Source organism: Cellulomonas sp. EB106-03-03-XG116 (assembly GCF_058792015.1).
The window spans coordinates 79,257-102,800 of record NZ_JBYTEP010000004.1 but is presented as its reverse complement, the minus strand read 5'-3'; the positions used below and the strand labels follow the sequence as shown (position 1 = coordinate 102,800).

Here is a 23,544-nt window from a genome sequence, read left to right as displayed (position 1 = left end):
GAACGGTCCGGTCCCGGGCCACCTCGCCGTACGGTGGATCCGCGAGCCGGCGTCGATCACGCCCGGTAGTGCACCGCCGGAGGGCAGCCCGGCCCCTCGACGACGGTGGCCCGCGTCGCGGACACGTCCGACAGCACCGCGTCCGTCAGCACCTCCCGCGGTGTCCCCACGTGCCGCACCCGGCCCTCGGTCATCGCCCCGAACCGGTCGGCGTACGCCGACGCGAAGCTCGTCCGCGCCCGTGGTGGTCACTGCCGCGCCATCGCCACCCGCATCCGCTCCTCGGCGCTCACGACGTGGTCCGGGTGGAGCGGCCCCACGTCCAGCTGCACCCGGTGGATCCGGCCGGTGAACCGGCTGGTGGCGGTGGTGTAGCCCGAGCCGACCGGGGTGCCGGTGTCCCGCCCGACGTCGGTGGTCTCGTCCGCCGAGAACACCAGGGGCTGGGTCGCTCCGACCCGGCCGGTCCCGACCGGCGACCCGTCGACGAAGAGCGTCACGTCGCCGCCGCGGCCCAGCCCGCCGCCGTCGTAGGCGAGCTCGACGCGCAGCTGGTGCCGACCCTCCGGCGCGGGGGAGTCCGCGGTGACCACGAACTCCTGGATGCCGAGCACGTTGTAGACGAACGCGAGCCGGCCGTCGGCGCAGTACGCCGCCCAGCCGCCGAACCGCCCGCCCTGCGCGATCAGCACGCCGCGCGCCCCGCCGGCGGGGACGTCGACCTCGGCCGTCACGGCGAACGACCGGTTCTTGACGGACACGACGCTGTTCTCCGACAGCCGGCCCATCCCCGGGTAGAAGACCTGGGAGTCGCCCCGCACGAGGGTCGGCCGCCCGGCCGTGGCGGGGTCGAGGCGCTCGGCCGTCCGGTCGTCCATCGGCAGCACGCGGTGCCGGACCGCCTCGACGAGCCAGAGCCGCTGCAGCCGCGCGAGGACGTCGGGGTGCTCGGCCGCGAGGTCGCGGGCCTGGCTGAAGTCGCTGCGGCCGTCGTACAGCTCCCACACGTCGTCGTCGAACGCCGGGACGGTGCCGCCGACCATGACCCACGGGGTCCGGTGCTTCGTGACCGCGCTCCAGCCCCGGTGGTAGATGCCGCGGTTGCCGAACATCTCGAAGTACTGCAGGTCGTGCCGCTCGGGCGCCGCGGCGTCCCCGAAGGCGTACAGCATCGACGTGCCCTCGATCGGCGCCTGCTGGACGCCGTCGACGAAGACCGGCTCGGGGAGGCCCGCCGCCTCCAGGATCGTGGGCGCGATGTCGATGACGTGCGTGAACTGGGACCGCAGGCCGCCGGGCTCGGCGATCCCGTCCGGCCAGTGCACGACCGTGCCGGTGCGGGTGCCGCCCCAGTGCGACGCCACCTGCTTCGTCCACTGGTACGGGGTGTCCATCGCCCAGGCCCAGCCCACCGCGTAGTGGTTGTACGAGCTGGGGGAGCCCAGCTCGGCCATCCGGCTGCGCAGGAACTCGGGCGTCTCGAGCGTGGCCATCCCGTTGAAGTTCGCCATCTCGTTGAACGCGCCGTTGACCGTGCCCTCCGCCGATGCGCCGTTGTCGCCGAGGACGTAGTAGACGATCGTCCGGTCCAGCTCGCCCAGCTCCTCGAGGGTGTCGACCAGGCGGCCCACCTGGGCGTCGGTGTGCTCGAGGAACCCCGCGTACGTCTCCATCTGGCGGGCCAGCACGGGCTTGAGCTCGTCCGGCATCGCGTCCCACGCGGGGATCTCGTCGTGCCGGGGCGTCAGCTCCGCGTCGGGCGGCACCACGCCGAGCTCGCGCTGGCGCGCGAAGGTCCGCTCGCGCTGGGCGTCCCAGCCGTCGTCGAACTGCCCGGCGTAGCCCTCGATCCACTCGCCGGGGACGTGGTGCGGCGCGTGGGTGGCGCCGGGGGCGAAGTAGACGAAGAACGGGCGGTCCGGCGTCAGCGCGCGCTGCATGCGGATCCACGCGGTCGCGCGGTCGGCCAGGTCCTCGGTCAGGTGGTATCCCTCCTCGGGAGTCGCCGGCGGGTCGACGGCCGTCGTGCCCTCGTACAGCGCGGGGTCCCACTGGTTGTTCTCGCCGCCGATGAACCCGTAGAACGTCTCGAACCCGCCTCCGCCCGTCGGCCACGCGTCGAACGGCCCGACCGGCGAGGTCTGCCACACCGGCACCTCGTGGCACTTGCCGAACTGCGCCGTCGCGTACCCGTTGAGCCGCAGGGTCTTGGCCAGCGGGGCCATCGAGCTCGGGCGGACCGACGAGTTGCCGGGCGCCGACGTCGCCGTCTCCGTGATGCTGCCCATGCCGACCGAGTGGTGGTTGCGGCCGGTCAGCAGCGCCTGCCGCGTCGGCGCGCACAGCGCCGTGGTGTGGAACCGGTTGAACCGCAGCCCGCCGGCCGCCAGCCGGTCGGCCGTCGGGGTCCGGCACGGCCCGCCGAAGGTGCTCGACGCCCCGAACCCGACGTCGTCCAGCAGCACCACCAGCACGTTCGGCGCGCCCTCCGGCGGCAGCAGCGGCTCGATGGGCGGGAACGCCGTCTCGGGGTCCTTGGCGTCGTAGGTGACCAGACCCGTCGGCGGGCGGTCGGGGATCGGCAGGACCGTGCGGGCGTGCGGGTCGGGTCGCATGGCGGGACCTCCGGGTCGGGGCACGTGCTCGACACGCTACGGAGGGTCCGGCGCGGGGCGCCTCACCCGCGACGGGCGGCGCGTGCCGGTCCCGGGCCGGGCGTCAGGCGTCCGCGGCGCACCGGAAGCCGACGTTGCCCGCCGCCGAGTCCGGCGTGCTGGAGCTGCGGGAGTCCACCCGGTACCGGAAGCAGTACGACGCGTGGCACAGGTACGACCCGCCGCGCAGCACCCGCCGTGCGCCGTTCGCGGGGCCGCGCGGGTCGGTCCGCGGCCCGGCGCGGTAGGTGTCCGCGGCGAACCAGTCGCCGCACCACTCCCAGACGTTGCCGGTGGTCCCGGACAACCCGAACCCGTTGGGCGGGTACGCGTCGACCGGCGCCGTGCCGGCGTAGCCGTCCTCGGCGGTGTCGTGCGCGGGGAAGTCGCCCTGCCAGACGTTCATCCGGTGCCGGCCGCCCGGCTCCCGCTCCGCGCCCCACGGGTAGTGCACGCCGGTCAGGCCGCCGCGCGCCGCGTACTCCCACTCCGCCTCCGTCGGCAGCCGCCCGCCCGCCCAGGCGGCGAACCGCGCCGCGTCGTCCCACGTCACGTGCACGACCGGGTGGTCGGCGATCCCGTCGAGGTCCGACCGCGGGCCGCGGGGGTGCCGCCAGTCGGCGCCCTCGACCTGCCGCCACCAGGGCGCGCCGACCACGCCGCGGGTCGGCGGGAAGTCGTCGGGGAGCAGGCCGGCGAACACGAACGACCAGCCGTCGCGCTCGGCCTGGGTCACGTGGCCGGTCGCGGCGGCGAACGCGGCGAACCGCGCGTTCGTCACCGCGGTGGCCTCGATCCGGAACGGGGCGAGCCGGACGCGGTGCGCCGGGCCCTCGCCGTCCTCCGGGTAGCCGTCGGGACCGTCGTGGCCCATGACGAACTCGCCGCCGGGGAGGGCGAGGAGGGCGGCGGCGGTGCCAGAGGTGCGGGCGGCCACGGGTCCCGGTGGCGACGAGGCGTCGACGGTGGTGCGCGGTGCGGATCCGGGCGCGCAGCAGGCCTGCGGGTGCTCGTGGCCGGGGTGCGGGTGCGCGGTCATGCGCCGATCCCACCGCGCGGGCGCCCGGCCGGGCCTCGCCCGGTCCGGGTGAGGCGCAGTCCGGGCCCTCCGTAGGCTCGGGCGCGTGACGACCTCCGCGCTGCACGTCGGCCTCGACCTCGCGTGGTCCACGGGCGTCACCGGTCTCGCGGTCGTCGACGACGCCGGCCGCCTGCTCGACTCGGGGTCGTGCCGCGCCGACGACGAGATCGCGGCCTGGCTCGGCGGCCTCGACGGCCCGGTCGCGGTGGTCGGCGTCGACGCGCCGCTGGTGGTGCCGAACGCGACGGGGCAGCGGGAGGCGGAGCGGGCGATCGGCCGCGCGTTCGGCGCCTACGGCGCCTCGGCGCACACGGCGAACCGCGGCACCTTCGGGGGAGCGGACCCGCGCGCGTGGCGGCTGGCCGAGCGGTTCGGCTGGGCGGTCGACCCGGCGACGCCGGTCGGTGCGGGCCGCACGGTGTGCCTCGAGGTGTACCCGCACCCCGCGCTGGTCGCCCTGTTCGGGCTGCCGTACCGGCTGGACTACAAGAAGGGTCCGCGGGAGCGGCGGCGGGCCGGGTTCGCGGCGCTCGTCGGGCACCTCGAGTCGGTGCCGGAGCTGCGCGCGGGGGAGAGCCCGCGGTGGCCCGGGCTGCGCGCGGTCGTGGCGGACCCGGGGCCCGGGGACCTCGACCGGGTCGAGGACGAGCTCGACGCGGTGCTGTGCGCGCACCTCGCGTGGCTGTGGCACCACCGCCCGGGGGCGCTCGTGGTCTACGGGTCCGCGAATGCCGGGTACGTGGTCGCGCCGCCGCCGCCCGCGCACCCGGCGGTGCGCCCGCCGCGCCCCGTCACCGGGTGATCGTCACGACGGGGTCGAGGTCGAGGAACGCCGCCATCCGCGTCGCCTCCGCCCGCACGTCGTCCTCGGCCCCGGCCGGCAGGGGCGCGAGGGGGTGCACGGCGAGCGCGCCGTCGTCGACCGTCCACGTCGCGGCGACGAACCCGTCGACCAGCACCGTCGCGTGCACCATCGAGTAGCCCGGCATCACCGTCGTCCGGAACGGCTCGGGGAGCAGCCGGGTGCGGTCGCGGTGGCCGAGGACCGCGTTGTCGAACGCCCCGAGGAACCGCACGGGCGTCGGCGCGTCCTCGTCGACGAGCGCGCCGTCAGGGGCGTCGAGCAGCTCGGCCCCGTCCGGGCCGCGGTAGGTCCGGAGCCCGTCGCGCAGGTCCTCGACCACCGGCCGCAGCCGGGTCAGGCCGGTGAACGCCTGCAGGTCCATGACCGACGCCGGGCCGAACGCCGCGAGGTACCGGTGCACGAGGGCGGGCAGGTCCGGCTCCCGCATCGGGGCACCGAGCCACACCGTTGCGTCGACGACCCGGATCGACCGCCGGCTCCACCAGGACCCGAACGCCGAGGTCGCCGGGCCGTGCACCACGGGCGTCAGCGCCTCGACCGCCGCCGCGAGCACCGCGGCCCGCCGACCGGGCCAGCGGGCTGCCAGCGCGGCCCCGAGGTCGCGCCGCGGCACGAGGTCGTCGCCCAGGACCTCCCGGGCGGCGGCGACCAGCTCCGCCGGTTCGATCCCGCCGGTCTGGTCGCGGTAGTACGCCGCCCGGGACAGGCGGTCGAGCACCGGCGCGACGGTCGGCCGCAACCACCGGTAGTCGTCGGCCGTCACCAGGTGCTGGGTCCCGCGCAGCAGCGGGCCGCGCACGAGCGCCCGCGCCTCGACGGCGGCCTCGACGTCCGCGCGCGCGAGGCCGGCGACCCGCGACCACAGCGCGGCGAACACCCAGTTCGGCTCCTGCGCCTGCACCGCCAGCAGCCGTGCGACGGCCTCGGCGACGGGGACGTCGGCGCGCGCGTCGAGCAGCTGGCGCCGCAGCAGGGTGCGGTTGAGCGCGCGCAGGGAGAGGGCGCTCACCCGGCCGGCGGCACGTTCTGGTTCCGGCGGAACAGGTTCGCGGGGTCGTAGACCGCCTTGACCGCCGCCAGCCGGTCCCAGGTCGCACCGGGGTAGGCCGCCCGCACCCGGTCCGGCCCCTCGTCGCCGAGGAAGTTCACGTACGCGCCCCCGTCGCCCTGGTCGAGCAGCGCGACCGTGCCGTCGACCCACGCGGTGCGGGCCGCCCGGTCCTCGGGGCCGGTGACGAACGCGGCGACGTTCCCCATCAGTCGGCTCGACCGGTGCGCGAACGCGGTCGCGTCCGCGGGCACCCTTCCGATCGCGCCGCCGAGCGCGCGGAGCTGGACGACGCGCATGCCGTCGAGCTGCCCGAGCCGCTCGACGACCGCCTCCGCCAGCGGCAGGTCGACGTGGTCGAGCAGCAGGGTCCGCGCCACGGCGGTCGGGTGGTACTCGGGGTCGGCCGGCGGGAACAGCTCGGGGTAGGCGACCGGCCGGACCAGGTCCGCGACCGGCTCGGCCAGCGCCCGGATCGGCGCCAGCGCGGCGTCCGCGGCCTCCGGCGGGCCGGACCAGCAGACCAGCGCCATGACGACGAGCGCGCCGTGGTGCTCGGCCGGGACGAACGGCAGCGGCGGGCAGGGCATCACGTTGACGATCGCGGTGAGCTCGTCCGGCCCCGCCTGCAACGCGCCGAGGAACCCCGCGACCACCGGCGCGGACGCGGGCAGCAGCAGCATCCCGCCGGTCACGCCGTCTAGCGGGTGCAGCCGGAACCGGAACCGGGTGACGACGCCGAGGTTGCCGCCGCCCCCGCGCAGCGCCCAGAACAGGTCGGGGTGCTGCTCCGCGTCCGCGCGCACCACCCGGCCGTCGGCGAGCACGACGTCCGCGGCGAGCAGGTTGTCGACCGTGAGCCCGTGCGCCCGGGACAGGAACCCGATCCCGCCGCCCAGCGTGATGCCCGAGACCCCGACCGACCCGGTGTCGCCGAACCCGACCGCGAGCCCGTGCGCCGCCGTCGCGGCCGTCGTCTCGCCGGCGGTCGCGCCCGCCTCGACCCACGCGGTGCGGTCCTCGGGGTCGACGGCGACCGCCCGCATGTCGCGGAGGTCGATCACGACGCCGTCGTCCACGGTGCCGTGGCCCGCGCCGCTGTGCCCGCCGCTGCGGACGGCGAGCGGCAGCCCCGCGTCCCGGGCGAACGCGACCGCGGCGGCCACGTCGGCGTCGTCCAGCGGTCGGACGATCACGGCCGGACGGGGGTCGGCGCCGCCGAGGACGACCACCCGGAGGGCGTCGTACTCGGGGTCGTCCGGCTGCACGACGCGGCCCGAGAACCGGGTCCGGAGGTCGTCGAGGTCCTGGGTGCTCACCGATGCGGTCATGCGGGCGCTCCTTCGCGCGGCGGCTGGTGCGGCGGCGGGGACGCCTCCCAGCGTTCTCCCGGTCGTGGGGCCGCAGCAAGGGGTTTGCGGACGCAGATCGGGGCCGGGGTCTGCCGCGCGGGGGAGGGCGTGCGTACGCTGGCGCGATGGACCTGCGGTTCCGGGGCGAGATCATCCACTGGCGGGGTCCCTCGCCCTACCACTACGTCGCCGTGCCCGAGCCGGAGGCGGGCGAGCTCCGCGCCGCGTCGTCGCTGGTCTCGTACGGCTGGGGTGTGATCCCGGTGGCGGTGACGCTCGGGCGGACCCGGTGGGAGACGTCGCTGTTCCCGAAGGACGGCGGGTACCTGGTGCCGATCAAGGACGCGGTACGGCGGGCCGAGGGCGTCGACCTGGGGGATGAGGTGGACCTGCGCGTCTCCGTCGCGGTGCGCTGACGCCCAGGTACCCGGTACCCGGTGCGCCCCGGCACCGGGCGGACCCGCCACGCGACCGCCGACGCGCACGACGACCCACCGCGGTTCTAGGCTCGGTCCGAGCGCCGCGGCTCCGGCCGGGCCTCGTCGTCACCGCCGACCCGAGGGACCAGCATGAAGACGTTCACCCTGCCCGGAACCGACATCGTCGCGCCGAACGTGATCCTCGGCCTGATGCGCATCCAGCAGAAGTCCGACGACGAGGTCCGCGAGCTCGTCCGCACCGCGCGGGACGCGGGGATCGCGTTCGTCGACCACGCCGCCGTCTACGGCGACGAGAAGCACGGCTGCGAGGCGCGGTTCGCCGAGGCGCTCGACCTGACGCCCTCCCAGCGCGACGAGTTCGTCATCCAGACCAAGGCCGGGATCATCAAGGACGGCCCGTACTTCGACTTCTCGTACGAGGAGATCGTGTCCTCGGTCGAGGGATCGCTGCGCGCGCTGCGCACCGACCACGTCGACATCCTGCTGCTGCACCGCCCGGACGCCCTGGTCGAGCCGGACGAGGTCGCGCGGGCCTTCGACGAGCTCTCCGCGGCCGGCAAGGTGCGCGCGTTCGGCGTCTCCAACCACACGCCGCAGCAGATCGAGCTGCTGAAGAAGTCGGTGCAGCAGCCGCTCGTGGTCAACCAGCTGCAGCTGAGCATCACGCACGCGCCGCTGATCGCGCAGGGCGTGGCCGCGAACATGGCGGCGCTCGACCAGTCGATCTCGCGGGACAACGGCCTGCTGGACTACTGCCGGCTGCACGACATCACCGTGCAGGCGTGGTCGCCGTTCCAGAAGGGGTTCTTCGACGGGGTGTTCCTGGAGGACCGGGAGACCTACGGCGAGCTGAACGCGGCGATCGACCGGCTCGCCGAGAAGTACGGCGTGACGCCGACCGGCATCGCGGTCGCCTGGATCACCCGGCACCCGGCGCAGATGCAGGTCGTGCTCGGGACGACGACGCCGTCCCGGGTGACCGAGTCGGCGGCGGGGTCCGAGGTGCCGCTGACGCGGGCCGAGTGGTACGAGCTGTACCGCGCGGCGGGGCACACGGTGCCGTGATCCACAGACCTCGAAGGTGGGGTGCCGCATGCATCCCGTCGTGAATACCATGGCGGGATGAGCACGCAGATCGCCGTGAGGCTGCCCGACGAGATGGTCCAGGTCGTCGACGCCCTCGTCGCATCCGGGCGGGTGCGGAGTCGCGCGTCGATCGTCGAACGCGCGCTGGCCCGGGAGATCCGGCGCCTGGAGACCGAGCGCGACGTCGCGATCCTGCGCGGCGACCCGGCGCCGGACGACCTGGCCCCACTCGCGGCGTGGGCGGCGCGTCAGCCGCTGGACCTCGACTGATGCGGGCGATCCATCTCGCGGCGCTGGACAAGACGCGGCCCGTCCTCGTGCTCACCCGCGAGCCCGTGCGCCCGTTCCTGCGCCACGTGACCGTGGCTCCGATCACCTCCCGGGTGCGTGGCCTCACGACCGAGGTGCCCGTGGGTCCGGAGAACGGCCTCGATCAGGCGTGCGTGGTGTCCTGCGACAACGTCACGACCATCCCCGTCGAGCTGCTCGGTCGGGAGGTCGGCGCCCTGCTCACCACCCAGGAGCACCTGCTCACCCGGGCTCTGGCGGGCGCGTTCGACCTCCAGCCGGACTGAAGGGCTCGCGTGTCGGCGGGGTGCGGCAGCATCGGGGCATGACCTTCGACTTCGAGGCCCCGCTCTGGCTGTGGGAGGCCCGGCGCGCCGAGCGCTGGACCTTCGTCAGCGTGCCGGAGGACGCGTCCGACGAGATCCTCGAGCGGGCCGGCGCGTTCGCGCGCGGGTTCGGGTCGCTGCGCGTCGAGGTCACCGTCGGCGGCACGACCTGGCGGACGTCGATCTTCCCGGACGGCGGGAAGCGGGCGTACTCGCTGCCGATCAAGAAGGCGGTGCGGTCCGCGGAGGGTCTGGAGGTGGGCGGGCCCGTGCGGGTCCGGCTGCGGGTGCTGGACGTCTGACCGCGCGGGCCCGACCCGGAGGCGTCAGGCCGCGAGGTCCACCACGCGCGCCGGCACCGGCTCGACCGCCACGGCCGGCACCTCGGCGACCTGGGCCGCCGCCCGCTCTGCCGCCTCGCGCTGGCGCTGCCGGCGCGCCTTCAGCACGACGGAGACGGCGTGCGCGCCGACGACGGCCCACACGGCGTTGGTGACCACCGACGGCCACACCCCGCTGCTCGCGGCGACCAGGCCCATGAAGAGCCCCGACACGACGTTGGCGAGCTGGTAGCGCCCCGACGTGGGCGCCCACTTCCCGCGGGTGACGAGGACGTAGGCGACGAGGCACGTGACCGCGCCGACCCAGCCGAGCGCGGTGACGAGAGCGGACACGGGCGTACTCCTGGCAAGGCAGAGGGGTGGGTGGAGGGCCGGCCGCGCGGGGTCCCGCGGTTCGCCGGCAGCAGAATCATGCGGCCAGATCGGGTTCAGCACAATCGAATGATGTTGCGACAGGGGTGCAGCAGAACTGAATTAGGATGAAACGGTGCCGACCGACCCCCGCCGCCTCGCCGTCCTGCTCGCCGTGCACCGCGCCGGCGGGGTGCTCGCCGCCGCCGACCTGCTGCACGTGACGCCCTCCGCGGTGTCTCAGCAGATCGCCCGGCTGGAGTCGGAGGAGGGGGTCGCGGTGCTCGACCGCAACCCCCGCGGCGCGACCCTGACAGCCGCCGGCCGGATCCTCGCGGAGGCCGCGGAGCGCATCGAGTCGGAGCTCGTCGAGGCGCGCAAGTCGCTCGCGGAGCTCGGCGGAGAGCTGTCCGGCCGCGTGACCGTCGCGGCGTTCCAGACCGCCATCCGCGCGGTCATCGCCCCGGCGTTCGCCGTCGTCGCCGAGCACCACCCCGGCATCGAGCTGCTCATCGAGGAGCGCGAGCAGGGCGAGTCGATGCGCCGGCTCCGCGAGGGCGACGCGGACATCGTGCTGCTGGAGCGGGACGAGGACGCGGACACGCACGTGCCGCGCGGGCAGCGTGACGTGGTGCTGCTGGAGGAGCCGTGGCGGCTGGTGCTGCCCGGGTCGGTCGCGACGCCCACGCAGCTGTCCGACCTCACGGGCGTGACCTGGCTGGCGGCCGAGCCCCACACCGCCGCGGCGCGGGCGATGGGCCGGGTCACGGCGGCCCTGGGCCCCGTGACCTCGCGGCACCTCTACTACGACTTCGACGTCGCGCTCGCCCTCGTCGCGGCAGGGCAGGGGGTGGCCCTCCTGCCGGCGCTCGCGCTGCAGGGCGAGCTCCCGGACGGCGTGACGGTGGCGACGGTGCCGGGGCTCGGGTCGCGGCGGCTGGTCGCCCGGCACCGCGCGACGCGGCGCGAGCCGGGCCCTGCGGTGGTGGCGGTGATCGACGAGCTGCTGGCCGTGGCATCCGGCATCGACCCGGTGTGACGCCCGCCGGGCGCCCGGCCGACCCCGCCCCTAGGCTCCGGCGCATGGACTGCGACGTCGTGGTGGTCGGGGCCGGACTGGCCGGGCTGACCTGCGCACGGGCCCTGCACGCGCGCGGGCTGGACGTGCGGGTGCTGGAGGCGGGTCCGGCCGTGGGCGGGCGGGTGCGCAGCGAGCAGGTCGACGGGTTCACCCTCGACCGCGGGTTCCAGGTGATCAACCCGGCCTACCCGGCGCTGCGGGACGCGGTCGACGTCGACGCGCTCCGGCTCCAGCCGTTCCTGCCCGGTGTCGCCGTGCGGCGCGACGACGGGCTGGCGGTGCTGGCGGACCCGCGGCGCGCGCCGGCCCGGCTGCGCGAGACGCTCGGCAGCGGCTACGTCCGGGTCGGGGAGCTCGCGGCCCTCGCGCGCTGGGCGGCCCCGGCGCTCGGACCGGTGCGCGCGCTGGAGGCCGGGCCGGACGCCACGCTCGCGGAGTCGCTGACCGCGGCCGGGGTCGACGGGCGGCTGCGGCACGAGGTGCTGGAGCCGTTCCTCGCGGGAGTGCTGGCCGACGAGTCCGGCGCGACGTCGGCGACCTTCGCCCGGCTGGTGGTGCGGTCGATGCTGCGGGGGACGCCCGGGCTGCCGGTCGGGGGCGCGGGTGCGCTGCCCGCGCTGCTCGCGGAGGGCCTGCCGCACGTGGCGACCGGGGCGCGGGTCGCGGCGGTCGAGCGGGTCGACGGCGGTCGGGCGGTGCGGGTCGAGGGCAGCCGGGTACGGGCGCGGGCGGTGGTCGTCGCGGCGGACCCGGTGACGGCGGCCGGCCTCGCCGGGGTCGAGGCGCCGCCGATGCGCGGCCTCACGACGACCTGGTGGGCGGCCGAGGGGATCCCGCGGGTCGACGCGGTCGTGGTCGACGGGCGGCGGCGCGGGCCGGTGGTGGACGCGGCGCTGATCTCCGCGGCCGCCCCGTCGTACGCGCCGGCGGGCGCGCAGCTGGTGCAGGCGACCTCGGTGCTGCCGTCGGGCCCGTGGGACGCCGCGGCCCGCCCCGACCCGGCCGAGGTGCGGCGCCAGGCGGGGGAGATGCTCGGCGCCGACCCGCGGGGCTGGCGCGAGCTCGCGACCCACGAGATCGCGCACGCGCTCCCCGCGGCGACGCCGCCGCTCCGGGTGCGGCAGCCGGTCGACCTGGGCGACGGGCTGTACGTCTGCGGCGACCACCGGGACACGCCGTCGCAGCAGGGCGCGATCGCGTCGGGCCGGCGCGCGGCGCGGGCGGTGGCGCGGCGGCTGCTCGGCGCGTGACGCGGCCTCATCCCCTCCCCATCCTCGCGCTGCCCCCGGATCGATCAGCCGGCGGTGTGAGAACCGGGTGGGGACCGGGGTCGCGGCGCCCTGGCGCCGGCCTCGGCGACCTCGGCGCGGTGAACACGAACCGGCGCTGGACCTGGAAGCTCACGAGGTACAGCACCGCCTCGGTGACGACCTTCGCCGGCAGCAGGCCGACGCCGAGGCCCGTGAGCGCCGCGAGCAGCAGGTAGCTCGCGCCGAGCAGCAGGACGGCGAGCGTCGCGTACCGCGCGGCGGCCCGGCCCCACGGCACCCGGCGGGTCGCGCCGCGGCCGTGCGGCCCGCCCCGGCCCGTGCGCCCGAACACGACCACCCGGTTGACCGCGAAGTTCACCCCCGCGCTCAACACGCGCGCCCCGAGCACCGACGCCGCCAGCGACCCGGTCGCCGCGTGCAGCGCCAGCAGCGCCACGGTGTCGATCGCGAACGCCGACAGCGACGACAGCGAGAAGAGCAGCAGCGGCGCGAGGACGCGCGCGGAGTCGGCGAGCGGCCGGAAGTGCGACGACGCGTTGCCCTCCAGGTAGATCGTGGCGATCTCGACCTCCTCGACCGGCTGCCCCTCGGCCGCGGCGCGCAGCAGCAGGTTCTGCTCGTACTCGAAGCGCTCGCCGCGCACGCTCCGCAGCCAGGGCAGCAGCGCGGCCGGGTAGCCACGCAGGCCGGTCTGGGTGTCGCGGAGCCGCAGCCCGGTGGCGAGGTGGAACACCCGAGCGGTGACCCGGTTGCCGAGGACCGACCGCGCGGGCACCCGCCCGGTGAACGCGCGCACGCCCAGCACGGTCGCGGGCCGGTCGGCCGGCTGCGCGTCCAGCGCGGCGGCCACCCGGAGCACGTCGGCGACCGAGTGCTGCCCGTCGCTGTCGGCGCACACGACGGGCTCGCCGGGGAGGCGCCGCTCGGCGTGGGCGAACCCGGTCCTGAGCGCGCAGCCCTTCCCGCGGTTGCCGGGGTGGGTCAGCACCGTGCAGCCCTGTGCGCGGACCCGGTCGAACAGGGGTCGGTACGCCGGGCCGGAGCCGTCGTCGACCACCAGGACGCGCACGCCGGGCGCGGAGGCCCGCAGGTCGCCGACCAGCCGCACCAGGCGGTCGTCGGGCTCGTAGGCGGGGACCAGGACGATCACGGCTCAGCCCCCGATGTACAGGATGTCGGAGGTGCCGCGTTCGGTGCCGTTGCCGAGCGGGTCGTTCACGAGCGAGCCGTCGAAGTACATCGTCGAGGAGCCGCCGCCGTCGATGTTGTAGGCCGTGGTGGCGCCGAGCGACTGCATGATCTCGGCCAGCTCGGTCATGTCGACGCCGGCCGAGTACCCGGGCGACCGGCCGTCCACGACGACGAACACCAGGTGGTTGTCGTCGACCACGCCGACCGCGGTGCGCGGCTGGTCGCCCTGGATCGAGTGGTTGCCGACGTTGGTGTCGACCTCCACGTCCTCGATGCCGTCGACGACCTGCCCGTCCTCGACCAGCGCCGGCCCGAACGACAGCGTGTTCCACACCCCGTCCGCGACCAGCGCGTCGGCCGTCGTGGCGGTCTCGTCGTAGACCTCGACGTGGCCGTCCGTGTAGAACGCGAGGCCCTCGCGGGCGCCCTCGTCGCGGTAGACGACGCCGTTCCGGATCACGATGCCGGTGTCCCGGAACCCGTAGTAGTCGCCGTTGATCGCGAACACCGCGTCGTTGTCCTCGGCGATGGCGGAGGTGGTCGCGGTGATGTTGGTGCCGAACTGGTTGTTCGCGAAGGCCGAGCGGAGCACGGTGGCGTCGGACAGGGTCACGTCGGCGACGTAGGAGGTGACCTGGTCGTCGCCGCTGCCGGTCACGACCGTCGAGATGCTGATGCTCGCGTCGTCGGACTCGTAGGTGGTGCCCGTGACGGTCCCGCCGGTGCCGGTCGCGTCGTCGTCGGTGGTCGTCGTGCCGTTCTGCGCGGCCTCGTAGGCCTGGACGTCCGCGATCTCGACGTGGTCGACCACGAACCGGTCGAGGGCCCAGGCCGACCCGCCGCCGACGGCGAGCAGCAGGACGAGCGTCGAGACCAGCAGGGAGCGGCGGAGCCGGCGGCGGCGCGGGGGCCGGCCGGCGGGCTCGCCGTCGGGTCGGGTGCGGGGGTGTCGGGTCATGCGGACAGGTCTACGGAGCCCGCTCAGGGCGGCCCGGTGCGGGCGCTGTGCGCCCCGTGTGAGACGTCGGGCGCGGCGTCACACGCCCGCGCACACGCCGCGGGGGTTCCGTGGTCCGCATCCGGGCACCGGCACGAGGGCCGGGCCCCAGGGCGAGGAGCAGGTGGACGAGATGATGACGATCGTCGGGGGAGCGCGCGCGACGGACGACGCGGCCGTGTCGGCCCTCAAGCAGCGGCACCGGACGATGTGGGCGCTGGGCGACTACCCGGCGCTCGCGGCCGAGGTGGTCGGCGGCCTGGGTCCGGTGCTGGTCGGCGCGGTGGGCGTGCGGCCCGGGGAGCGGGTGCTCGACGTGGCCGCCGGGACGGGGAACGCGGCCGTCCCCGCGGCGCTCGCGGGCGGTCGGGTGGTGGCGTCGGACCTCACGCCCGCGCTGCTCGACGCCGGGCGCCGGGCGGCGGAGGCGCGGGCGATCGCGCTGGACTGGCGGGAGGCGGACGCCGAGGCGCTGCCGTTCCCGGCCGGGTCGTTCGACGTGGTCACGTCGTGCATCGGGGTGATGTTCGCCCCGCGGCACGCCGTCGCCGCCGCGGAGCTGCTCCGGGTCTGCCGGCCCGGTGGGCGGGTCGGGCTGCTCTCGTGGACGCCGACCGGGTTCATCGGGCGGCTGTTCGCGACCATGAAGCCGTACCTGCCGGCGCCGCCGCCCGGCGTGCAGCCGCCGCCGCTGTGGGGCGACGAGGCGCACGTGCGCGACCTGCTCGGCGCCGGGGTCGAGGACGTCCGGGTCGAGCGCCGGTCGCTGCCCGTCGACGCGTTCGGCACGCCGGAGGCGTTCCGCGACTACTTCGCCACCCGGTACGGCCCGACGATCGCCGCGTACCGCGCGGTGGCCGACGACCCGGACCGGACGGCCGCGCTCGACGCGGACCTGGTCGCGCTGGCGAGGGACGCGGCCCGGGTCGGGCCCGGCGGGGGCATGTCCCTCGCGTGGGAGTACCTGCTCGTGACCGCCCGCCGGACGAGCGCCCCCGCGTCTTGACGGCGGCGAGACGACGGCGGCAGTGTGAGCCAGGTCACAGCACTGCGCAGCCCGGCAGAAGGAGTCCGCCATGCCCACGCGCCTCAACCCGTACCTCGGCTTCCGTGACACGGCGCGGGAGGCCATGGAGTTCTACCGGTCCGTGTTCGGCGGCGAGCTCACCGTCAGCACCTTCGGGGACTTCCAGGCCAGCGACGACCCGGCCGAGAAGGACAAGGTCATGCACGCCCAGCTCGAGACGCCCGGCGGCCTCGTCCTGATGGCGTCGGACACCCCGAACGCCATGCCGTACACCCCGGGCGACAACTTCTCGGTCTCGCTCAGCGGCGGCCCTGACTCGGAGGCCGAGCTGCGGGGGTACTGGGACAAGCTGTCCGACGGCGGGAACGTGGTCGAGCCCCTGGCCACGGCGCCGTGGGGCGACGCGTTCGGGATGGTGGCGGACAAGTTCGGCACGATGTGGCTCGTGAACATCGCGGGGAACGCGGGCTGACCCCGGGGGCGGTCGCCCTGCTCGGCCCGCCGGCGATCCGGCGGGCCGAGCAGGGCGCACCCGGGCGCCCGGGACCGCGCGGCAGCAAGGCGTGGCTGCTGCTCGCGTACCTGGTGCTGGCCGGCCGCGCGGTGCCGCGGAGCCGGCTGACCGGGCTGCTGGTCGGCGACGCGGACGACCCCGGGGCGGCGCTGCGGTGGAACCTGTCGCAGCTCCGCCGCGCGCTCGACGGCGTCGCGGACCTGGGCGGGGACCCGCTCGTGCTCGACCTGAGGCCGGGCACGGTCGTCGACGTCCGGGTGCTGGCGTCCGGGGCGTGGGCCGAGGCGCTCGCGCTGCCCGGGTTCGGCGGCGCGCTCCTGGAGGGGGTGACGCCGCGCGGCGGTGCGGCGCTCGAGCTCTGGCTCGCGGCGGAGCGGGAGCGGGTCGCGGGCCTGACCGCGGCGATCCTGCACGAGGCCGCGCACGCCCGGCTCGCCCGCGACGACGCCGCCGGGGCCGTCGACCTCGCGGCGCGGCTGGTCGCGGCCGAGCCGCTGGCGGAGCGCGGGCACGAGCTGTGGGCCCGCGCGCTGGTCGCCGCGGGCGACCGGGCCGGGGCCGCGCGGCGGGTGGCCGAGTGCCGCGCGCTGTTCCGGCGCGAGCTCGGGGTCGAGCCGTCGCCGAGCCTCGCCGCGGCGCTCCGCGCCCCGGGGCCGGCCGCCCCCGGCACGCCCGCCGCGGTCGACGCCGCCGTGGAGGGCGGCGAGGGGGCGGCGCACGTCGGGGCGTACGAGCGCGCGATCGACCTGCTGCGCGCCGGGGTGGACGGCGCGCGGGACCTCGGCGACGACGCCCGGCTCGCGACCGCGCTGGGCGCGCTGGGCCGGGTCCTGGTGCACGGCGTCCGCGGGAGCGACGAGGAGGCGGTCGCGGTCCTGCACCAGGCGCTCGTCGCGGCGCGCCGCAGCGGGTCCGCCGACGTGGCCGCCCGGGCCGCGCTCGAGCTCGGGCACGTCGAGACGCTGCGGGGGCGGTACCCGCGCGCCGGCATGTGGTTCCGCCGGTCGCGCGAGCTGGGCGGCGACGACGCCCGGCTGCGCGCCTGGGTCGGGGTGTTCGACGGCATCGGGCGCAGCGACCAGGCCGACTACGCCGGGGCGGCCGCCGTGCTGGCGGAGGCGACCGAGGACGCGCGGTCGGCCGGTGACCTGCGGGCGGAGGCGTACGCCCTGACCGCCCTCGGCCGCCTGCGGGTGCTGCGCGACGAGCCGGGCCCGGCGCTCGCGGCACTGGACCGCGCGTGCGCCGTCGCGCAGGACCTCGGCTGGACATCGTTCCTCCCGTTCCCGCGGTCCCAGCGCGCCGAGGTGCTGCTCCGGGCGGGCGACCTGGCCGCCGCCGAGGCGGGGTTCGAGGGGGCGTACGCGCTGGCCTGCCAGGTCGGCGACCCGTGCTGGGAGGGCTACGCGCTGCGCGGGCGCGGCCTGCTCGCGGCGGCCCGCGGCGACGACGCCGCCGCGCTCGAGCTGCTGACGGCCGCGCCGGGCGCCTGCCGCCGGCAGCGCGACGCGCACGACTGGGTGGAGGCGCACTGCCTGGACGCGCTGTGCGGGTTCGCGGTGCCGCGCGCGGTGCCGGGGGCGGCGGGCTGGGTCGACGAGCTGGAGGCGTTCGCGGCGCGCCGCGGGATGCGGGAGCTCGTGGCCCGGGCGGGCCGGCACCGGGCGGCCCTCGGGCAGCCGGGGGCGGCGGAGCACGCCGCGGCCCTGGTGGCGGGGATCGACAACCCGGCCCTGACCGCCGCGCCGGCCGGGGGCTGAGCGCCTCGTGCCGGGCGTCCCGGGACGGTCGCGCCGCCGGGGGCGTCGTTCGCCGAGTTCGGTCCTTCCCGCCGAGTTCGGTGCCCCTGGCCACCGAACTCGGCCGGAGCCACCGAACTCACGGTGCCGGGCGGCGCCGGGGTCAGACGCCCGGCGCGCACGCGCCCTGGCCGAGCGCCGCGAGCCCCGCGAGGTCGCCCGCCTGGAACGTCGACACCGTCGCCACGGGGTTCATCAGCTGGGTGGGGTCGTCGACGTGGTCGAGGCCGACGAGGTGCGCGAGCTCGTGCCGCAGCACCGCCGGCCACGGCGTCGCGGTCAGCCCGGGCTGGAGCAGGTCGGTGTCGAGGTAGACCGCGCCGGACACGTGCGACGTCCGGCCGCGGGCGTCGGTCACCGACTGCGGGCCGCCGACCCCGACCACGCCGCCGGCGAGGGACGGCACCGTCGCCGCGTCGGTGAACCGGACGAGGACCGGCGCCCAGCGGTCGCCGTACCGGTCGGGGAGGAACGCGTCCCGGTCGGGCTCGGCGGGCTCCGCCACGACGCCGTCGTCCGTGAACGTCAGACCGGTCGCCGCGGCGATCTCCGCCGTCGCCGCCTGCACCTGCGCCGCGAAGTCCGCGGGCGCCCCGGTCGGGTCCACGACGACGTGGATCGGGCGGCAGGGGGACCACGTCACCGGGACCGTGGCGCCGGTGCTGTCCTGCTGGGTCGCGAGGAACGCGAACGACGTCGCCGGTGCCGCGGGGACGACGGCGGGCGCGAGCCGCTCGTCCGCCTCCTCGACGCCCGGGCGCGGGTGGTCGCGCGCGGCCGCCGGGACGAGCGCCAGCCAGGGGGCCTCGACGCCGAGCGCCGGCAGCCACCGGGTGCCGTAGACGGCCGCGATCGTGAGCACGACCAGCCAGGGCAGCACGGTCGCGGCGCGCCGGCGCCGCCGCACGGGCAGCGGCGCCGGCGACCACGCGCGCGGGTCGGACGACGGGGCCCAGCCCGGCGGGGGTCGGTCGCGGCGACGGAACGGCACACCGTCCCATCGGCCTCCGGGGCGGGCGGGTTGAGCGGCGCCGCCGCGCGGGGCCGACGCCCCTACGCCTTCCGGCCCCGCCCACGGTGATCGTCGTGGGCGGGGCCGGAAGGCGTCGTCGGGGCGGAGGCGGGCCTCAGTCCTCCAGGTCGTCCAGGAGGCCGCCGCCGACCCAGTCGTCGATCGCGACCTCGTCGGCCTCGGTCAGCTCCATCCGCGCGCCCCGGCAGAGCCCGACGACGTTGTCCGCCCAGGCCTCCGCCACGTCGACCGCGGTGACCGTGTCGTCGAGCTCGAGCCCGACGTAGAGCACCCCCGAGATGACGGTGTTGACGGTCGACCGGCCCACGGCGGCGCCCGCCGCCTGGCAGGCGTCGCGGACCCGGCGGGCCGTGGCGGTGCGCTCGAACGGGTGCGCCCGCACGTCGTCCGCGAGGGCGGTCAGCAGGACGCGGTAGTTGTCCTTGCTGAGGCCCGGGGTGTCGGTGACGGCGACGACCTGGCGCTGCAGCGCCGACGCGTCGGTGCCCGCGGGGCCCTCGGCCGCGGCGCCCGGGAGGTCCGCCTCGCCGAACCGCTTCGGGTCCCAGACGTACCCGGGCGACGGCCGCGCGGCCACGCCCAGCTCGGGCACGGCCTCGCCCAGCCAGGGCAGGAAGCCGCCGGTGCCGGCCCAGCGGGTGCTGGGCAGCGTCGGGTCGGCCTTCTGCGCGGCCTGCGCGACGGCGCCGGTCGGCACGGGGCGGTCGGCGGACCGGACGCGCTGCAGCACGGCCCGGCGCGCCGCGAGGGAGCCGGGGGAGCCCGTCGCGGGGTTCGGCTCGTCGCGGCGCGCCCCGCCGCGGGACCCGGGGCCCGCGGGCTCGGGCGCGGGCGCGACCTCCGACGACGACGCCGCCGCCGGCTCCGGCTCGGCCGCGGCGGCGGGCTGCTCGGGCGCCGGCGCCGCGTCCGTGGCCTCGGCGGCACCCCGGCCGGCCGTCACCAGCTCCGCCAGGTCGTCGGCCGTGATGACGGTGTCCGCGACGGCCCGGTACGCGCTGGCGGCCGGGCTCGCGGTGATGATCGTGACCCGCCGGTCGGCCGCCCGGCACCGCTGCACCAGCGGGGTGAAGTCGGCGTCGGCGGACACGATGACGAACTCGTCGTACCGGGTGTCGCCGTCGAGCGCGTCGACGGCGTCCAGCACGAGGTTGATGTCGGCGCTGCTCTTGCCCTGCTGGGTGAGCGACGGGCAGTCGACGACCTGGAACCCGGCGCGCGTGAAGTTCGGGCGGAACCGGCTGAAGACCGAGGGGTTGAGGTAGCAGGCGCGCACGAGGAACCGGCGGGTGAAGTCGCCGTCCGCGTCGCTGCCGCTCTCCAGCTCGGACAGCCAGTGCCCGGGGTCGGTCGCGAACGCCTCGGCGGCGTCGGGGTCCAGGCGGCGCAGGCCGATGTAGACGTTGTCGAAGTCGACGAACATGGCCGTGCGCAGGCGGCGCGGCGTGTCGAGGCGGCTGGGGTCGAGGGCTGACGTCACGTCGCCATCCTGCCGCGAAACCGGCCGGGCCGCCCCGCTCGTACACTGTCCCGGTGCCGAGCGGGACCAGGTGGTGAGCAGTGGACGTCCGTGACCTCCTGGCTGCACCCGACCTCGGGCTGAGCGTCGTGGCCGCCGAGCCGGACGCGCTCGACCGCCCGGTGACCGCGGCGTACATCACCGACCTGCCGGACCCGTCGCGGTTCCTGTCGACCGGCGACGTCGTGCTCACCAGCGGCCTGTGGCTCGACCGGCCGGACGGCGCGGCGACGTTCCTCGGCGCCCTGGCGCAGCAGAACGTGGCGGCGGTCGTCCTCGGGCTGATCGAGATCGGGGTGATCCCCGACGAGGTGATCGCGATCTGCCGGGCCCGCGGGCTCACCCTGCTCACGGTGTCGCCCGGCGTGTCGTTCCGCCGGATCGCCGACGAGATCGCCGCCCGCCAGCCGGGTTCCGCGGCCGGGCTGGCGAACCGCACGATGCGGTTCAGCCGCCGGATCGCCGACACGGTGTCCCGCGGCGGCGGCGTCGCCGAGCTGCTGGCGCAGTTCACCACGGAGTTCGCGGTCGGCTGCTGGGTGATCGACGAGACCGGGATGCTGCTCGCCACCGCGGGCGCGGCCCCGGACCGGGCGCAGGTCGCCGAGCAGTGGAACGCGGTGATCGCCCGCGAGCACGACCGGCGCGTCATCCTGCCCGGGGAGGGCACGGAGCACGGGCCGGCCACGATCGTCCGCACCGGCGCCCGCGACCGGTCCGGGTTCTTCGGCTGCTGGGGCGACCACCGGTCCTTCTCGGACGAGGTGGCCCTCGCGCTGGACGCGGTCGTGGGCGCGCTGCGCGTCGAGATGGAGCTCGCCGCCCGCTGGCGGGAGACCCGGGACGCCCAGGTCGCCGCGCTGATCACGGCGATCCGCGACGCCGAGGCGTCGCCCGGCGCGATCTCGGCGCGGATGCGCCTGGAGGGCATGGCGCCGTCGGACGAGACGACGATCGTCGCGGCGCGGGTCGACGACCCCCGGTTCCCGCGCGCCGCCGTGCTGGAGATGCTGCAGCGCACGCTCACCGCCCGGGGGCACCGGGTGCTCGGCTGCCGGTTCGACGACCAGGCGATCCTGCTGGTCAACGGCGCGGGCGACGACCAGCGGCCGCTCGCCGAGCACCTGGCCGAGGAGTACCTGCTGCTGCTCGACGGCCGGCAGCTGCGGGTCGGCATGAGCGACCCGGTCAGCGGGGTCAGCCGGCTGAACTCGGCCATCGCCACGGCGGTGGAGCGGGTGCAGAACGCCGCCGGCACCGAGCCCGTGGTGGTGTCGACGTCGCTGCACGTCCAGACGCACCGGGCGCTGCTGCGGATGCTCGGCGAGAGCACCCGGTCCGGCTACGCCCGCGAGGTGCTCGCCCCGCTGCTGTCCTACGACGAGCGGCACAACGCGGACCTGGTGGGCACGCTCCGGGCGTTCCTCGACGGCGGCGGCGCGTGGCAGGAGACCGCGAGGCAGCTGCACCTGCACACGAACACGCTCCGCTACCGGATCGCCCGCATCGAGGAGCTGACCAACCGCGACATGAGCACCATGTCCGACCGGGTCGACCTGTTCCTCGCGATGACCTGCCTGGACGAGACGGACTGACTCAGGCGAAGTGCATCGTCGGGATGCCGTACGCGCGCGGGTCCGGCACGCGGAGCAGCGCCGGCGCGACGACCTCCTCGACCAGCACCTCGACGGTGTAGTGCGTCTCGGCGCTCAGCACGTGCCCGGCGAACCCCGCCGCGGCGGCGTTCTTCACCCCGACGGCCAGGTGCAGGTGCGGCGTGGGGGTGCCGGTCTCGGCGTCCCACAGGATCGTGCCGCTGCCGATGCCCTCGGTGTAGGTCACGGTGACCTCGTGGGGGAGCGGCGGCTCCTGGTCGGCGACCGGCACGTCGGCGGCGATGAACCGCGCGGTGCGGAACGCCCCCGAGAACACGGGCACGAAGCCCTGGCGGATGCCGTGCGCGCGGCATGCCTCCGTCAGCGCCGCCAGCACCTCGTCGCCCGGCTCCAGCACGACCGCCACGCGCCGGCCGGTGGTCACCTCGGTGCTCCGCACGCTCAGACCTCCGCGGGGTCGAGGGCGAGGGCGGGCACGGCGGCGCCGATCGCCTCGGCGTGCGCGCGGATCTCGGCGAGCAGGGCGGCCTTGCCGGCGTCGGGCAGGAAGGACGACGCCACGGCGTTGGCGGCGAGCACGCCCACCTGGTCCTCGGTGACCGTCCCGGCGGCGACCAGCGCGCGCACGTTGTCGTCCAGGTACCCGCCGAAGTACGCCGGGTCGTCCGAGTGCACGGACGCGCGCAGCCCCTCGTCGAGCATCACCGCGATCGGGTGGTCCGCCAGGTCGGGCTCGGCGGTGCGCAGCGCGAGGTTGGACAGCGGGCACACGGTCAGCGGGGTGCGGGTGGCGCGCAGGTGGGCGACGAGCTCGACGTCCTCCAGCGCGCGGTTGCCGTGGTCGATCCGCTCCGCGCCGAGGATGTCCAGCGCCTCCCAGACGTAGTCCGGGCCGCCCTCCTCGCCGGCGTGCGCGACGCGGCGCAGGCCCTCGGCGGCGGCGCGCTCGAACACGTCGCGGAACAACGCGGGCGGGAAGCCGACCTCGCTCGAGTCCAGGCCGACCGCGAGCAGCAGGGAGCGGTGGGGGAGCACGGCCTCGAGCGTCGCCATGGCGGCCTCGGGGCCGAGGTGCCGGAGGAAGCAGACGATCAGCCCGCCCGACATGCCGTGGGCGGCGCGGGCGTCGGCGAGCGCCGCGGACAGCCCGAGCAGCACGTCCTCGACCGGGACGCCGCGAGCGGTGTGCGACTGCGGGTCGACGAAGATCTCGGCGTGCCGGACGCCGGCCGCGGCGGCGCGCGCCAGGTACCGCGCGCCGAGGTCCTGGAAGTCCTGCCGGGTGCGCAGCACGTCGAGGTTCGCGTAGTACACGTCCAGGAAGTCCTGCAGGTCGCGGAACGGCGCGCCCCGCCCGGCCCCCGCGGGGACGGGCAGCCCGTTGCGGTCCGCCAGCGCGCGGATGAGGTCGGCGTCCAGCGTGCCCTCGATGTGCACGTGCAGTTCAGCCGTCGGCCACACGTCCTGCTCCCGGTCGTTCGTCGGTCGTCGCGGACAGGTGGTCCACGCTTGCCGGGAAGCCAACCACAGGCCCGTGGCCTGCGGCCTCGTGCGATCCACCAACGACCCGGGCGCGCTCCGGCCCCCCGGGCTGGGCGATCCGCCGGGCCCGGGCGGCGGCGACCCCGTCGTGTGACGCGGACGTGACGCGCTCGGTGGGTCGC

The 23,544-nt window shown here is 76.4% G+C and carries 24 protein-coding genes; 12 read left to right on the top strand and 12 right to left on the bottom strand.

Annotated features, from left to right (window positions below; all coding sequences use genetic code 11):
- Positions 1-56: 56 nt before the first annotated feature.
- The 3 genes from AC3WUG_RS03210 to AC3WUG_RS03200 all read right to left on the bottom strand — a co-directional run bounded on the left by AC3WUG_RS03210 (position 57) and on the right by AC3WUG_RS03200 (position 3,693).
- Positions 57-194 carry a hypothetical protein gene (locus AC3WUG_RS03210; protein ID WP_492326327.1) on the bottom strand — a complete coding sequence of 46 codons (138 nt, stop codon included), beginning with the start codon at positions 192-194 and terminating at the stop codon, positions 57-59.
- 54 nt (positions 195-248) lie between these two features.
- The gene (locus AC3WUG_RS03205) at positions 249-2,615 is read right to left on the bottom strand and encodes an arylsulfatase (protein WP_492326326.1); all 2,367 of its coding nucleotides are present in this window, start codon (positions 2,613-2,615) and stop codon (positions 249-251) included.
- A gap of 103 nt (positions 2,616-2,718) precedes the next feature.
- On the bottom strand, positions 2,719-3,693 hold the full coding sequence (locus AC3WUG_RS03200) for a formylglycine-generating enzyme family protein (RefSeq protein WP_492326325.1): 975 nt from the start codon (positions 3,691-3,693) through the stop codon (positions 2,719-2,721).
- Positions 3,694-3,778: 85 nt separating this feature from the next.
- On the opposite strand from AC3WUG_RS03200, the gene AC3WUG_RS03195 reads away from it, so the two are divergent.
- Positions 3,779-4,537, top strand: coding sequence for a DUF429 domain-containing protein (locus AC3WUG_RS03195; protein WP_492326324.1), 759 nt, complete (start codon positions 3,779-3,781; stop codon positions 4,535-4,537).
- Here AC3WUG_RS03195 and AC3WUG_RS03190 read toward each other — a convergent pair.
- On the bottom strand, positions 4,527-5,609 hold the full coding sequence (locus AC3WUG_RS03190) for a winged helix DNA-binding domain-containing protein (RefSeq protein WP_492326323.1): 1,083 nt from the start codon (positions 5,607-5,609) through the stop codon (positions 4,527-4,529). The two genes, AC3WUG_RS03195 and AC3WUG_RS03190, sit on opposite strands and share 11 nt — an antisense overlap.
- Entirely contained in the window at positions 5,606-6,979 is a 1,374-nt protein-coding gene (locus AC3WUG_RS03185; protein ID WP_492326322.1) for an FAD-binding oxidoreductase, read from the bottom strand. The genes AC3WUG_RS03190 and AC3WUG_RS03185 overlap by 4 nt, the downstream gene beginning before the upstream one ends.
- 146 nt (positions 6,980-7,125) lie before the next feature.
- On the opposite strand from AC3WUG_RS03185, the gene AC3WUG_RS03180 reads away from it, so the two are divergent.
- The 5 genes from AC3WUG_RS03180 to AC3WUG_RS03160 all read left to right on the top strand — a co-directional run bounded on the left by AC3WUG_RS03180 (position 7,126) and on the right by AC3WUG_RS03160 (position 9,442).
- Positions 7,126-7,416 carry a DUF1905 domain-containing protein gene (locus tag AC3WUG_RS03180; protein WP_492326321.1) on the top strand — a complete coding sequence of 97 codons (291 nt, stop codon included), beginning with the start codon at positions 7,126-7,128 and terminating at the stop codon, positions 7,414-7,416.
- A gap of 153 nt (positions 7,417-7,569) precedes the next feature.
- Entirely contained in the window at positions 7,570-8,505 is a 936-nt protein-coding gene (locus tag AC3WUG_RS03175) for an aldo/keto reductase (protein WP_492326320.1), read from the top strand.
- A 57-nt stretch (positions 8,506-8,562) separates the two neighbouring features.
- Entirely contained in the window at positions 8,563-8,796 is a 234-nt protein-coding gene (locus tag AC3WUG_RS03170; RefSeq protein ID WP_492326319.1) for a YlcI/YnfO family protein, read from the top strand.
- Positions 8,796-9,101 carry a type II toxin-antitoxin system PemK/MazF family toxin gene (locus AC3WUG_RS03165; RefSeq protein WP_492326318.1) on the top strand — a complete coding sequence of 102 codons (306 nt, stop codon included), beginning with the start codon at positions 8,796-8,798 and terminating at the stop codon, positions 9,099-9,101. The genes AC3WUG_RS03170 and AC3WUG_RS03165 overlap by 1 nt, the downstream gene beginning before the upstream one ends.
- Before the next feature lie 38 nt (positions 9,102-9,139).
- Positions 9,140-9,442: a DUF1905 domain-containing protein gene (locus AC3WUG_RS03160; protein WP_492326317.1), complete on the top strand. Its 303-nt coding sequence runs from the start codon at positions 9,140-9,142 to the stop codon at positions 9,440-9,442.
- A gap of 24 nt (positions 9,443-9,466) precedes the next feature.
- Here AC3WUG_RS03160 and AC3WUG_RS03155 read toward each other — a convergent pair whose 3' ends face one another.
- Positions 9,467-9,814 (bottom strand): CBU_0592 family membrane protein, encoded by a 348-nt coding sequence (locus tag AC3WUG_RS03155; RefSeq protein WP_187365193.1) that lies wholly within the window; start codon positions 9,812-9,814, stop codon positions 9,467-9,469.
- A 154-nt stretch (positions 9,815-9,968) separates the two neighbouring features.
- Between AC3WUG_RS03155 and AC3WUG_RS03150 the strand changes: the two genes are divergently transcribed.
- Together AC3WUG_RS03150 and AC3WUG_RS03145 are read left to right on the top strand one after the other, a co-directional pair.
- Positions 9,969-10,871: a LysR family transcriptional regulator gene (locus AC3WUG_RS03150; RefSeq protein ID WP_492326316.1), complete on the top strand. Its 903-nt coding sequence runs from the start codon at positions 9,969-9,971 to the stop codon at positions 10,869-10,871.
- Between the two features lie 44 nt (positions 10,872-10,915).
- Positions 10,916-12,163, top strand: coding sequence for a flavin monoamine oxidase family protein (locus AC3WUG_RS03145; RefSeq protein WP_492326315.1), 1,248 nt, complete (start codon positions 10,916-10,918; stop codon positions 12,161-12,163).
- A gap of 7 nt (positions 12,164-12,170) precedes the next feature.
- Here the strand turns inward: AC3WUG_RS03145 and AC3WUG_RS03140 are convergent, their stop codons facing one another.
- Together AC3WUG_RS03140 and AC3WUG_RS03135 are read right to left on the bottom strand one after the other, a co-directional pair.
- Complete coding sequence (locus AC3WUG_RS03140) at positions 12,171-13,334, bottom strand: glycosyltransferase (protein ID WP_492326314.1); 1,164 nt, start codon at positions 13,332-13,334, stop codon at positions 12,171-12,173.
- A gap of 3 nt (positions 13,335-13,337) precedes the next feature.
- Positions 13,338-14,333 (bottom strand): phosphodiester glycosidase family protein, encoded by a 996-nt coding sequence (locus AC3WUG_RS03135; protein WP_492326313.1) that lies wholly within the window; start codon positions 14,331-14,333, stop codon positions 13,338-13,340.
- A 172-nt stretch (positions 14,334-14,505) separates the two neighbouring features.
- On the opposite strand from AC3WUG_RS03135, the gene AC3WUG_RS03130 reads away from it, so the two are divergent.
- The 3 genes from AC3WUG_RS03130 (at position 14,506) to AC3WUG_RS03120 (ending at position 17,673) form a co-directional block, all read left to right on the top strand.
- Positions 14,506-15,378, top strand: a complete 873-nt coding sequence (locus tag AC3WUG_RS03130) for a class I SAM-dependent methyltransferase (RefSeq protein ID WP_492326368.1) — start codon at positions 14,506-14,508, stop codon at positions 15,376-15,378.
- A 70-nt stretch (positions 15,379-15,448) separates the two neighbouring features.
- A complete protein-coding gene (locus AC3WUG_RS03125) occupies positions 15,449-15,871 on the top strand; it encodes a VOC family protein (protein ID WP_492326312.1) in 423 nt (140 codons plus the stop codon).
- Complete coding sequence (locus AC3WUG_RS03120) at positions 15,838-17,673, top strand: AfsR/SARP family transcriptional regulator (protein ID WP_492326311.1); 1,836 nt, start codon at positions 15,838-15,840, stop codon at positions 17,671-17,673. Before AC3WUG_RS03125 ends, AC3WUG_RS03120 begins: the two co-directional genes overlap by 34 nt.
- A gap of 142 nt (positions 17,674-17,815) precedes the next feature.
- On the opposite strand, the gene AC3WUG_RS03115 is transcribed toward AC3WUG_RS03120, so the two are convergent.
- Together AC3WUG_RS03115 and AC3WUG_RS03110 are read right to left on the bottom strand one after the other, a co-directional pair.
- Positions 17,816-18,703: a matrixin family metalloprotease gene (locus AC3WUG_RS03115; RefSeq protein ID WP_492326310.1), complete on the bottom strand. Its 888-nt coding sequence runs from the start codon at positions 18,701-18,703 to the stop codon at positions 17,816-17,818.
- A 136-nt stretch (positions 18,704-18,839) separates the two neighbouring features.
- Positions 18,840-20,225: an NYN domain-containing protein gene (locus tag AC3WUG_RS03110; RefSeq protein WP_492326309.1), complete on the bottom strand. Its 1,386-nt coding sequence runs from the start codon at positions 20,223-20,225 to the stop codon at positions 18,840-18,842.
- Positions 20,226-20,305: 80 nt separating this feature from the next.
- Between AC3WUG_RS03110 and AC3WUG_RS03105 the strand changes: the two genes are divergently transcribed.
- Positions 20,306-21,859, top strand: coding sequence for a PucR family transcriptional regulator (locus tag AC3WUG_RS03105; protein WP_492326308.1), 1,554 nt, complete (start codon positions 20,306-20,308; stop codon positions 21,857-21,859).
- 1 nt (position 21,860) lies between these two features.
- Here the strand turns inward: AC3WUG_RS03105 and AC3WUG_RS03100 are convergent, their stop codons facing one another.
- Positions 21,861-22,319: a PPC domain-containing DNA-binding protein gene (locus tag AC3WUG_RS03100; protein ID WP_492326307.1), complete on the bottom strand. Its 459-nt coding sequence runs from the start codon at positions 22,317-22,319 to the stop codon at positions 21,861-21,863.
- Positions 22,320-22,321: 2 nt separating this feature from the next.
- Positions 22,322-23,341 carry an adenosine deaminase gene (gene add / locus AC3WUG_RS03095; RefSeq protein WP_492326306.1) on the bottom strand — a complete coding sequence of 340 codons (1,020 nt, stop codon included), beginning with the start codon at positions 23,339-23,341 and terminating at the stop codon, positions 22,322-22,324.
- Between the last annotated feature and the right edge of the window lie 203 nt (positions 23,342-23,544).